This is a genomic window from uncultured Chryseobacterium sp., from assembly GCF_936933875.1.
Classification (GTDB): Bacteria; Bacteroidota; Bacteroidia; order Flavobacteriales; family Weeksellaceae; genus CAKZIK01.
In genome coordinates, this window is record NZ_CAKZIK010000023.1 from 1 (window position 1) to 10861 (window position 10861).

Below are 10861 nucleotides of genomic sequence, written 5' to 3' on the forward strand. Positions count from 1 at the left end.
CATCCGCATTCAGATTGGCGCACACTAAAAAAACTGATCAGTAAAAACAAACATGTACTAGTAGCAGCTCCATTTAATCGTGAACAGATTTTATTAGCCAATGGTGGAGATATTCGGGGTGCCCAGGTGCTAGCTGTTTTACCTAAACAAGAGCAAGCAATTATCAATAAAAAAGCGCTAGATCTTACCTCTTTAAGTCGTTTAAAGGCAGGACAGTTTGGCATTGTACTGGGCCAGGGGTTAATGAATGATCTACGCCTTAAGGTTGGTGATAAAGTAACTGTAAGAATGGTTCTGAATACGGATAGAAATATGGAATTCATTCACCTGAAAGATATGCGAGCTGCAGGTTTTGAACCCCTGGATGTGATTTCTGGTTTCAATGGAAAAGCAATTTGGGTTATTATCAATCCACAAAAGATGCTTCTACCAACTTCTACATCGAATATATGCCGAAAGGAAAATACGTTTTCGAGTACGATTATATTTGCAATGCTGCGGGAACTTTCGGCAACGGAATTACCACTTTGCAGAATTATTACGCACCGCAAATGAATGCGCATACCAAAGGAACTAAGGTTTCGATTATTGAATAGTGAATTTCGCTTCGCGAGTGAATGGTGAATTTTTAAAATCCGCTTCAAATTTCTGGAGCGGATTTTATTATATTTGTTATACTTGAAAATTAAAACTATGGAAAACATCTTCGATGCTAAAGATGCTCAAAACTACATCGACAGAATCAATAAATTAACACCGGAAACTCCAAAACAATGGGGAACCATGAGTGTTGACCAAATGTTAGCGCATTGCAACGTCGCTTACGAAACCATCTACGAACCCGGAAAACACAAGAAGCCGGGATTTTTAGCGGGCTGGATCCTCAAAAAATTTGTAAAACCAAAAACAGTCAACGAAATTCCTTACAAACAGAATCTTCCGACAGGGCCGATGTTCAAAATCAAAGGGGATAAAAATTTTGATGATGAAAAGAAAAGGCTGATTGGTTTTATACAGAAAACACAAACATTGGGCAGAGAAGCTTTCGAAGGAAAAGAATCTCACTCTTTCGGAAAAATGACTGCGCAGGAATACAACAATATGCTCGCAAAACATCTTAATCACCATCTTTCACAGTTCGGAGTTTAAAAACTGTTTTAAAAAAAAACCAATACATGAAAAAACTATTACTACTTTTCCTTTTTCTGGGACAGTTTATCTTCGCTCAGATGCCCAATATTGAGAAAGTTTGGCTCAATAACAGCAAACCTTATGTTGGGACCATTAGCGGTGCAAAATCATCCATCAAACTGAAAATTAATGTTTCAGATCAAAACCGTAAAAATGATCAGGAATATTTTGTAGCAGGATATTCAATCGTGGAAGGTTCCAATTATGCAAAATTTGAAGGAAAATTAAAGATTACCAAATACAAAGACAGCAAGAAAAGAGGGACAGTTTTTGGGGAGTATGAACTTGCTGAAGAACCGAAAGGACAGCATTCCGGTATTTTTAAAGGGAAGTTTATTTACACTTTCAGATGGAATAAAGACTTTGAAAAGATTGAAGACCAATACATTGAATTTATTGGAGACTGGTACAGTTATGACAAGTCGCTCAGTTTCAAAACCAATTGGAATAACCAACCTCAAAAATAAAATATGCTTAAGAAGATTTTAGCAGTTCCTGCCGGACTTTTTGCAGGAGGAATTGGGATATTTTTAATTCAGACCTTAGGTCACAAATTATATCCTTTGCCGGAAGCGATGAATCCGAACGATATGGAAGCCATGAAAGCGTATGTTGCTTCTGCACCGTTTATGGCGCTTTTCTTTGTCATTCTTTCTTATGCAGTAGGCGCTTTGGTTTCAGGATATATTTCAACGTTGGTTGCTGGAGATAATAAGAAAATATATGCAGTTATCTGTGGCGTAATTTTTTTGCTTCAGTCCATTTATATGATGTCTTCTTTACCGACGCCAATTTGGTTCTGGATTTTAGGTATATTGGTTTGGGCTTTAGTTTTATTGGGTTACAGATTAGGAGCTAAAAAAATTAAATGATGAAAAATATTACAGTATTAAATTATCAGCCGGAATTCAGTTCAGATTTTAAAAATCTTAATGTAGAATGGCTGGAAAGATATTTTGTAGTTGAAGAACACGATTTGGAACAGCTTGATCATCCAAAGGAAATTTTGGATAATGGAGGACACATTTATTTCGCAAACCTTGATGGAAATAATGTAGGAACAGTCACTTTAATTAAAGAATCTGATACTGAATATGAACTTGCTAAAATGGCTGTAACAGAATCTGCAAAAGGAAACGGAATCGGAAATATTTTGATGGAATACTGCATTTTGGAAGCAAAAAAAAAGGGTGCAGAAAAACTAATTCTGCTTTCCAATAGAGGTTTAACTCCTGCGATTACGTTGTACAAAAAATATGGTTTTGAAGAAGTTCCCATCACCAACAATCCTTATGCACGAGGCGACATCAAGATGGAACTTGTACTTTGAAAAATTGCAACTGTATCGAACTCCATCTCCTGTGAAAAATCTATTTGAAAATGAAAATGCAATGACCGTTTCAGAAGAAGTCGAGGTTCAGAAATTTGAAGAACGTTTAAAACTTCATCAAAAAAGGCAGAACAGATTATCCAACGTTCTGTAAAGATTGTGTAGAAAACGAAATTACGGGCTGGACTTTAGATTTTAATAAGGTGACCTGCGCTTATTTTGCTTGAAAGAGGGCAGGTTTTTCCGCGAAAGTATTCTGGAAATAAATTAATTATTTTTTATAAAAATGATGCGGAAAAGCTTCTTCAGGTTTCATCCTGAAAATATTCAAAAGAATCCAAGATTTTAAAAACCCGTAGCCGTACGAAAACATTTGGATGTAAGTAGAAATCACTGCCATTCCTGCAATACTTATATTTTTGGTTTTGTACATCGCATGGAAGAATACAAGGAACGTGTACAATCCGTACATCGAGAGGATAAAACCTCTTCCCAACACGAAATATTCAATAAAACCTAAAATATAACCAATCAAAAACAAAGAAGGAAAAGCAAATGAAATCTTCACATAATTCGGGTGTCTTTGGTTCAGAATTGGTCTTGCGCAACCAAACTGATACACCTGTTTTGAGAATTTTCCGAAATCAACTCTACGTTTGTGGTAAACAGCGATATTATCAAAAAAAGACGTAATATAACCTTTTTCCCAAAGCGTCATCGATAAATCCGGGTCTTCACCAATCCTCATTTCCGAAAAACCACCCACTTCATTGAAAACCGATTTCTTCACGCCCATATTAAAACTTCGCGGCTGAAACTTCGTTACCGCACTTTTGCTTCCGCGAATTCCACCAGTTGTAAAAACTGAAGTCATCGAGTAGGAAATCGCTTTCTGCATCAAATTGAAACCTTTATGTGCTTTATCAGCCCCACCAAAAGCGTCACACGGAATTTCCAGAATGTCTTTCTTGATATTTTCGATATAATCTTTCTCAACAATCACATCAGAATCTACGAAAACAAGCCAGTCGTTTTTCGCTCTTTTTGCACCGTAATTTCGAGTCAAACCAGGCCCGGAATTGTCTTTTCTAAAAAATTGAATATCCAGCCTGTCCTGAAAAAGTTCTACCGTTGGAAGCAGCGGAATCAAAGAACCGTCATCCACAATAATCACTTCAAAAGCTTTATCGGTTTGGAATGAAAGCGAATTTAGCAACTCGAAAAGTTCGTCTTTACGGTTGAAAATGGCGATAACGATGGAAATTGTTGGGTTCAATATTTTAATGTGAAAATTTGAAAATGTGCGAATTTGAAAATGTTTTCAAAAATAGAAATTATGAAATAAACAACGATTTAATTTTCAAATTTTCAAGTTGATTCATTTTCAAATTTATGGGTTCTCTTCGTTCCCTCATACATTTCATACTGCAAAAATCGGCACTCCAGTTTTCCGTTGAAAAGCTTAATTTTTCTAGATGGTCTTAATCCTACTTTTTTCACCGCTTCTAAATCGGAAGAAATCATCCAAGCTAAAGTGTTTGGATAACCGGTTTTAAAGGTATCGCCAATTTTTTTGTAGAAATCATCATCAGTAATGGTAATTCTCTCGTCGTAAGGCGGATTGAAAACCATCAATAATGGGAACAGTTCTTTTTTAGAATCAAAGAAATTCTGTTTTCTTACTTCGATAACGTCTTCCATTTCCGCAGCTTCGATGTTGATTTTTGCTGCGTTGAGCATTCTCGCATCAATATCATAACCCACAATTTTTCCGGTGAATTCTTTTACACGGTTTACACGGAATTCTTTTATTTTTTGGAATAATTCTTCGTCATAGTTTTTCCAGTTCTGGAAAGCAAATTTCTTTCTGAAAATCTGCGCCGGTAAATCCATCGCAATCATCGCAGCTTCAATCAAAAGCGTTCCGGAGCCGCACATTGGGTCCAGGAAATTTCCTTTTCCATCCCAACCTGCCAATTGCAGCATTCCACTTGCCAAAACTTCATTAAGTGGAGCTTCTCCCTGTTCTTTACGGTAACCGCGCTTAAATAAAGCATCTCCGGAAGAATCCAAGGAAATCGTCACCAATTCTCGGTCGATATGAAGGTGGAATTTAATATCCGGATTTTTTGGGTCAACATCCGGTCTTCGTCTGTATTTCAGTTTGAAAAAATCCGCAATGGCGTCTTTCATTTTCAAAGACATAAACTGCGAATGCTTGAATCTTTCGGAATAAACCGTTGCATCAATCGCGAAAGTTTGATCCACATCCATGAAATTGTCCCATGGAAAATCAAAAAGTTTATCGTAGAAACGGTTTTCGTCCCAAGCTTTGAAAGTAAGGAGCGGCACGATAATTTTCAGCGCTGTTCTCGCCGAATAATTGATTTTGTAGAGAAAACCAAGGTCGCCTTCACAGTTGACTGCGCGGTTTTTGATTTCGACTCTCTTTCCGCCTAATTTTTTAATTTCTTCTGCCAAAACTTCTTCGAGCCCGAAAAAAGTTTTAATCTGTATCTGTAGATTTTCTGTATCCATAATGTTCAACGCAAAGGCGCAATCTTTTTTTTGTTTCGTGAATAGTTAAGGCGCAAAGAATTTTTCTCCGAAAAATTTTGTTTACAAAATTTCTTTGCGCCTTAAAAAACAATATAATTACAATGTTTTGCGCCTTTGCGTTTAATTAAGTTGCAAATTTAGTTATTTTTGCACAATGGCGTGGTTCGAAACTTGGTTTGATACACCTTACTATCACATTCTTTATAAAGACAGGGATTTTGCGGAGGCAGAAAATTTTATTTCGCTTTTGGTGAAAGACCTTCAGCTTTCCGAAAATTCCTCGATTATCGATTTGGCTTGTGGAAAAGGAAGACACTCGGTTTTTCTCAATCAATTGGGCTATAAAGTTTTGGGCGTTGATTTATCCAAGGAAAGTATTTTTCATAACAAAAAGTTTGAAAATTCAGATTTAAAATTTGAAATTCACGACATGAGAAATCCTTTGTTTCCAAATGTTTCGAAGGAAAAAGTAGATGCTGTTTTTAATCTTTTCACAAGTTTCGGTTATTTTGAATCTGAAAGTGACGATAAAAAAGTGTTTGCTTCCGTTCGTGATGTTTTGAAAAAGGGAGGTTATTTCGTTCTTGATTTTTTAAATGAACAATGGGTGAAAAATACCTTGGTTGAAGATTATCATAATGTGAAAGAAGGCATCGATTTCCACATCAAAAAGAAAATTGAAAACCAACACATCATCAAAGACATCTATTTCAAAGATAAAGGCAAAGATTTTCATTTTTTTGAAAAAGTAAAACTTCACACTTTGGAAGAAATAGGGAAGTACGGCGAAGAATTCGGCTTTGAAAGGGTAAAAATTTATGGTGATTATAACTTGGGCGCTTTCGATGAGCAACATTCGCCAAGATGTATTAATGTATTCCGTTTAAAAAATTTGTAGATGATTGTTTTACTTTTGATATTAAGCGTTGTTGCCGGTGTTTTTCTCGGAAAAGTTTTTGGAGACAAGTCTTCTTTGGCCAAAAATCTTTTGGTTTTAAGTGCCGGATTTTTGATTACAATTTGTTTGAACGAAGTATTTCCGGAAGTGTACGAAGCCGGAACTTCCAATATCGGAATTTGGGTTATAGGAGGAGTTTTACTTCAAATGTTGCTCGAAAATTTAACAAAAGGTTTTGAACACGGTCATTTTCATCATCATCACGAAGAAAAAAATATTCTTCCGGTCGCTTTGATGATTGGAATGTTTATTCATGCATTTTTGGAAGGAATTCCTTTAGCGAATGAAACTGAAATTTTCTCGCCCTATCTGTTGGGAATTTTATTTCACAATCTTCCCATTTCTTTTATTCTGGGTGCATTTTTAGTGAAAGAAAATAAGTTTTCAGCTTCAGCATTGTTGATTGTGTCTATTTTCGCTTTGGCTTCACCTTTAGGATTGTTTTTAGGAAAATATTTTAATCCGGATTTGAAGATTTATTTCCTTGCAGTTGTTGGAGGAATTTTCCTTCATATTTCTTCTGTTATTATTTTCGAAAGCAATAAAAACCACAATATCGACTGGAAGAAAATCCTGCTCGTGATTACGGGTGTTGCTTTGGCTTTAATCGGTCATTTATTTCATCAACATTAAATAAAAAAAGAGCCCGAATTGCTTCGGACTCCCGTGGTATCATTTATTTCACTTAATTCTGGAAATTAGAATTTCCAGCCGAGTGTAATAAAGATGTTATTTTGTTTGTTTTTTACTTCAGATACAATAGAAGCTTCGCTTCCAATGTAAGCTGTGTCCGAATAATATTCCGTTCCTGCTGTCGTAGAACCTTTCATAAAAGGACTGCTGTAAGTTGAAGAAACATTCTGGTAAGCTGCATCAATATAGAAAGATTTGAAATCGTAACCGATACCTGCGCCAACCGTATTTCTTTTTCCTACATACAAATCATCAAAAGCCTGTGATGCATTTGCACCAGAAGTGTTGATGACGCTAATCGCTTCACTGCTATTGAAAGGGGAAGATGCAAAACCGTAACCACCTCTTAATCTAAACTGCTGAATTCTGTATTCTGCGCCTACTTTTACTTCAGAGATGCTTTTATAATTTGCATCGTAGAAATTGTTCAGTTCAGTTTCCACATCCTGAGAATCGTGGCTGAATTTAGGTTTCGTTAAACCAAGGCTGTAATCAACATTCAAAGCCAAATTTTTACTCGGAACGAACGCTGCACTTAAAGTAGCCTTCATTGGCGAAGTAAACTTTTGGTTTTCAGAATATTGTCCATCATTCGCAGCATCTGCTTTGTCGTAATACTGATATGCTCTGTCGATGTTCCACCAAGTTGGTGTTTCAATAGCTGCACCCAAACGGAACTGATTATTTACCTTTCCAATAACGCCTACACTTGCAGAAAACCCTGTTCCTTCTTCGTAGTAAGGAGTATACTGTTTGTTGAAAATTTCAGAAGCATTGTCGCTTGCATAAATCATTCTTGCTGTATCATATTGGTTTAAGGTAGAACCGTGGAAATTCAAACCAGCACCTACATAAATTCTGTTATCATAGTTTGCTCCAACACCTAAAGACATTTTGGATAAATCTCCGCTTCTGTTGTAAGCGTGTCCATCAAACATTGCTGTATCTGCGCCGTTGTCAATATCGAAAGTAACGTTTTGATTTCCCGGTGTTTCATTATAATCGTCAATAGACTGATTAGAATAATTAACACCGATATTTACAAACTTCCATGGAGATTGCTTGCTGATTTCGAAAACTGCTGTAGCTCCAACTTGACCTAAATCTGTCTTATTGGTTTTATCTACATAAGATGCACCTCCGAATGTTGTAGTGTTTTGGCTGTTTCCTATGGAAAGTGTTCCGGAAATATCTCCTGCAATACTTACTCCAATTCCGGCAGGATTACTGTTCAGAACAGAAACATCACCACCTAAAGCGCCCATCGAACCTGCCATCGCATTGTATTTTGATGAACCGTTTAACGACGAATTGCCATACACATCTACTGAATTTCTAATCACTGTAGCGTCTTGTGCCTGCGCAAAAAAAGCTGCTGAAATACTTAGAAACACTAAAGACTTTTTAATCATTTATCTTAAATTATTGTTTTACTTTTTTGTTTTGAAATTATCTTCCTCCGCTTCGGAATCCTCCACCACTTCTAGTAGAGCCACCAGAATTTGAAGAACCGGAATTAAATCCTCCTGAACGCATTCCGCCTGAATCTCCACCTCTGTAAACATCGTTTCTGTAAGAGCCTTCATTTCTGTATCTTGGTTCAGACTTTTGCTGAGTTTCTCTTGGGAATGTAGATCTTGGAGCCTGAGTTCCTCTTACTCTTGGTTGCGCAGTTCCTGAAGGATAATTTGGATTTTGAATTACTCTTCCTTGTCCACTTCTGAATCCGGAATTTTGCGGTTGTTGCATTCTTCCTGTTCCTGGATTTAAGCCATTATCAGCACCTCTTGCTCTTCTTGGAGTGTAATAGTAAGGGTTGTTATAGCCATATCCATAACCGTAAGGAGAATAGTATCCGTAAGGATTGTAATAGCTTCCATAATAATATGGAGAATATCCCCAATATGGATTATAGCCGTAGTATCCGCTATACCATGGAGAATAATATCCACCGAATCCCCAATCGTAGAAACCACTATACCAAGGATTTCCCCAACCGAAGCTCATTCCGAAATAATTTCCCCATCCATATCTTGGGTAACCAAATCCGTAACCATAACCCCAATCGTTATAATAATTGGTTTCAGAACCTGTGTAATTTCCCCAGTCTGAAGAAGTTGCACGTTCATCGTCGTTCCAGTTATCGTTTCTGTAACGGTTGTGTTTCGACAGTTCATTATGTCTGCTTTTTTCGATAACGGATGTAGAATCCTGATAATCGTAATATTCTCCAACTTTATTTCCTCCCTCATTCATTACGGTTCCTTCCGGAAGTGTGTCTTTTGTAGGGTCATAGTAAACGCCGTCGGTTTCAGAATAACCAGGCATTTGTGTACCGCAGGAAATAAGTAGAAGTCCCCCAGAAACTGCTAAAATGCCTTTAGATTTTAGGAATCCAAGCAGATTGTTATGTATATTTCTTTTCATGATAATGTTAAAAATTTTATTTTAAATTATATTTGCACTTTATACCAAAAGCGTACCATTGTTTTAACAAAATTTTAAGTAAAAATAACGCTTTATGGTTAGATAACAATATTTTAAGAAAGTTAAATTCATAGATAAAAAAAATAATGGCGAAGTTGACCTCCAGAAGTGAAGATTATAGTAAATGGTACAACGAGCTTGTTGTAAAGGCAGATTTGGCCGAAAATTCAGCAGTTCGAGGTTGTATGGTGATTAAACCATACGGTTATGCAATTTGGGAAAAAATGCGTGATGAGTTGGACAGAATGTTCAAAGAAACAGGTCACGAAAATGCATATTTTCCTCTTTTTGTACCGAAAAGTCTTTTTGAAGCTGAAGAAAAAAATGCAGAAGGTTTTGCAAAAGAATGTGCCGTAGTTACCCATTACAGATTAAAAACAGATCCTAATAATCCTCATAAATTAATTGTAGATCCTGATGCAAAGTTGGAAGAAGAACTTGTTGTTCGTCCAACATCCGAAGCCATTATTTGGAACACCTATAAAAATTGGATTCAGAGTTACCGTGATTTGCCAATTTTGATTAATCAATGGGCGAATGTAGTACGTTGGGAAATGAGAACCAGATTATTCCTAAGAACTGCAGAATTTCTTTGGCAGGAAGGTCACACTGCTCACGCAACAAAAACAGAAGCCATTGAGGAAACTGAAAGAATGCTTGATGTTTATTCAACTTTTGCAGAAAAATTCATGGCAGTTCCGGTAATCAGAGGTCTTAAAACACCAAGTGAAAGATTTGCCGGTGCAGAAGAAACGTATTGTATTGAAGCCATGATGCAGGACGGAAAAGCACTTCAAGCCGGAACATCCCATTTCCTGGGACAAAATTTTGCTGAAGCATTCGATGTGAAGTTTACCAATAAAGAAGGAAAACAGGAATTTGCCTGGGCAACTTCGTGGGGAGTTTCTACGAGATTGATGGGTGCTTTAATTATGTCTCATTCCGATGATTTCGGTTTGGTATTGCCTCCAACTTTAGCACCAATTCAGGTGGTAATTGTTCCTATTTTCAAAGGAGAAGAGCAACTGCAGCAAATTGATGAGGTAGCATTTGAAATTCAGAAAAAATTAAAAGCGAAAGGAATTTCTGTAAAATACGACAACAGAACCGAAAACAAACCGGGCTGGAAATTTGCGGAATATGAACTTAAAGGAGTTCCTGTGAGAATTGCAATGGGAGCAAGAGACTTGGAAAACAAAACCGTTGAAATTGCTAGACGTGATAATTTAACTAAAGAAATAAAACCTGTTGAAAATCTTGAAGATTACATTGAACAGCTTTTAGCAACCATTCAGAACGACATTTATGCTAAAGCATTTAATTTCAGAAAAGAAAATATTACCAAGGTAGATTCTTACGAAGATTTTAAGAAAGTTTTAGAAGAAAAAGGAGGTTTCCTTTACGCACATTGGGATGGAACTGCTGAAGAAGAAGAACAAATTAAAAACGAAACAAAGGCAACCATCAGATGTATTCCTTTAGATAATGATATAGAGCAGGGGGTTTCCTTAATCAGCGGCAAACCATCAGCAAGAAGAGTCATCTTCGCAAAGGCATATTAACTCAGATTCATATTAATTTATTAAATATACCCGTTGTGCATTTAGGAATTAAAAAAGAAAAAGATTGTCCATTTGATTAAA

At 36.5% G+C, this 10861-nt stretch carries 13 protein-coding genes and 1 pseudogene; 10 read left to right on the top strand and 4 right to left on the bottom strand.

All coding sequences use genetic code 11. The features are described from left to right. Positions 1-258: 258 nt before the first annotated feature. The 7 genes and pseudogenes from Q0252_RS03995 to Q0252_RS12295 form a co-directional block, all read left to right on the top strand. Positions 259-596: pseudogene (locus tag Q0252_RS03995) on the top strand (hypothetical protein); the annotation flags it as partial. A gap of 97 nt (positions 597-693) precedes the next feature. Then, positions 694-1149, top strand: a complete 456-nt coding sequence (locus Q0252_RS04000) for a DUF1569 domain-containing protein (RefSeq protein WP_297984060.1) — start codon at positions 694-696, stop codon at positions 1147-1149. A 26-nt stretch (positions 1150-1175) separates the two neighbouring features. Continuing rightward, on the top strand, positions 1176-1658 hold the full coding sequence (locus Q0252_RS04005; protein ID WP_297984062.1) for a hypothetical protein: 483 nt from the start codon (positions 1176-1178) through the stop codon (positions 1656-1658). 3 nt (positions 1659-1661) lie between these two features. Then, positions 1662-2063, top strand: a complete 402-nt coding sequence (locus Q0252_RS04010) for a hypothetical protein (RefSeq protein WP_297984064.1) — start codon at positions 1662-1664, stop codon at positions 2061-2063. Next, positions 2063-2521: a GNAT family N-acetyltransferase gene (locus Q0252_RS04015; RefSeq protein WP_297984065.1), complete on the top strand. Its 459-nt coding sequence runs from the start codon at positions 2063-2065 to the stop codon at positions 2519-2521. Before Q0252_RS04010 ends, Q0252_RS04015 begins: the two co-directional genes overlap by 1 nt. A 31-nt stretch (positions 2522-2552) precedes the next feature. Beyond that, on the top strand, positions 2553-2675 hold the full coding sequence (locus tag Q0252_RS04020; RefSeq protein WP_297984067.1) for a hypothetical protein: 123 nt from the start codon (positions 2553-2555) through the stop codon (positions 2673-2675). Next, entirely contained in the window at positions 2638-2748 is a 111-nt protein-coding gene (locus Q0252_RS12295) for a DUF1398 family protein (RefSeq protein WP_367174818.1), read from the top strand. Before Q0252_RS04020 ends, Q0252_RS12295 begins: the two co-directional genes overlap by 38 nt. A 44-nt stretch (positions 2749-2792) precedes the next feature. Here the strand turns inward: Q0252_RS12295 and Q0252_RS04025 are convergent, their stop codons facing one another. Further along, positions 2793-3797 (bottom strand): glycosyltransferase, encoded by a 1005-nt coding sequence (locus tag Q0252_RS04025; RefSeq protein ID WP_297984069.1) that lies wholly within the window; start codon positions 3795-3797, stop codon positions 2793-2795. A 92-nt stretch (positions 3798-3889) separates the two neighbouring features. Continuing rightward, positions 3890-5059, bottom strand: coding sequence for a THUMP domain-containing protein (locus Q0252_RS04030; protein ID WP_297984070.1), 1170 nt, complete (start codon positions 5057-5059; stop codon positions 3890-3892). A 175-nt stretch (positions 5060-5234) separates the two neighbouring features. Here Q0252_RS04030 and Q0252_RS04035 point away from each other — a divergent pair, with 175 nt between their 5' ends. Further along, positions 5235-5978: a bifunctional 2-polyprenyl-6-hydroxyphenol methylase/3-demethylubiquinol 3-O-methyltransferase UbiG gene (locus Q0252_RS04035; protein WP_297984072.1), complete on the top strand. Its 744-nt coding sequence runs from the start codon at positions 5235-5237 to the stop codon at positions 5976-5978. Continuing rightward, entirely contained in the window at positions 5979-6671 is a 693-nt protein-coding gene (locus Q0252_RS04040; protein WP_297984073.1) for a ZIP family metal transporter, read from the top strand. It abuts the gene before it with no gap. Between the two features lie 65 nt (positions 6672-6736). Here Q0252_RS04040 and Q0252_RS04045 read toward each other — a convergent pair whose 3' ends face one another. After that, a complete protein-coding gene (locus Q0252_RS04045) occupies positions 6737-8143 on the bottom strand; it encodes a hemin receptor (protein WP_297984075.1) in 1407 nt (468 codons plus the stop codon). A 37-nt stretch (positions 8144-8180) separates the two neighbouring features. Next, positions 8181-9158 (bottom strand): prolyl-tRNA synthetase, encoded by a 978-nt coding sequence (locus Q0252_RS04050; protein ID WP_297984077.1) that lies wholly within the window; start codon positions 9156-9158, stop codon positions 8181-8183. Positions 9159-9304: 146 nt separating this feature from the next. Here Q0252_RS04050 and proS point away from each other — a divergent pair, with 146 nt between their 5' ends. Continuing rightward, positions 9305-10780, top strand: coding sequence for a proline--tRNA ligase (proS, locus tag Q0252_RS04055; protein WP_297984079.1), 1476 nt, complete (start codon positions 9305-9307; stop codon positions 10778-10780). The last annotated feature ends 81 nt before the right edge of the window (positions 10781-10861 follow it).

Excerpts from the sequence above, each read along its gene's own strand:
- Q0252_RS04000 (WP_297984060.1), top strand. The coding sequence starts at position 694 with ATGGAAAACATCTTCGATGCTAAAGATGCTCAAAACTACATCGACAGA.
- Q0252_RS04015 (WP_297984065.1), top strand. The coding sequence starts at position 2,063 with ATGAAAAATATTACAGTATTAAATTATCAGCCGGAATTCAGTTCAGAT.
- Q0252_RS04035 (WP_297984072.1), top strand. The coding sequence starts at position 5,235 with ATGGCGTGGTTCGAAACTTGGTTTGATACACCTTACTATCACATTCTT.
- Q0252_RS04010 (WP_297984064.1), top strand. The coding sequence starts at position 1,662 with ATGCTTAAGAAGATTTTAGCAGTTCCTGCCGGACTTTTTGCAGGAGGA.
- proS (WP_297984079.1), top strand. The coding sequence starts at position 9,305 with ATGGCGAAGTTGACCTCCAGAAGTGAAGATTATAGTAAATGGTACAAC.
- Q0252_RS04030 (WP_297984070.1), bottom strand. The coding sequence starts at position 5,059 with ATGGATACAGAAAATCTACAGATACAGATTAAAACTTTTTTCGGGCTC.
- Q0252_RS04050 (WP_297984077.1), bottom strand. The coding sequence starts at position 9,158 with ATGAAAAGAAATATACATAACAATCTGCTTGGATTCCTAAAATCTAAA.
- Q0252_RS04005 (WP_297984062.1), top strand. The coding sequence starts at position 1,176 with ATGAAAAAACTATTACTACTTTTCCTTTTTCTGGGACAGTTTATCTTC.
- Q0252_RS04040 (WP_297984073.1), top strand. The coding sequence starts at position 5,979 with ATGATTGTTTTACTTTTGATATTAAGCGTTGTTGCCGGTGTTTTTCTC.
- Q0252_RS04045 (WP_297984075.1), bottom strand. The coding sequence starts at position 8,143 with ATGATTAAAAAGTCTTTAGTGTTTCTAAGTATTTCAGCAGCTTTTTTT.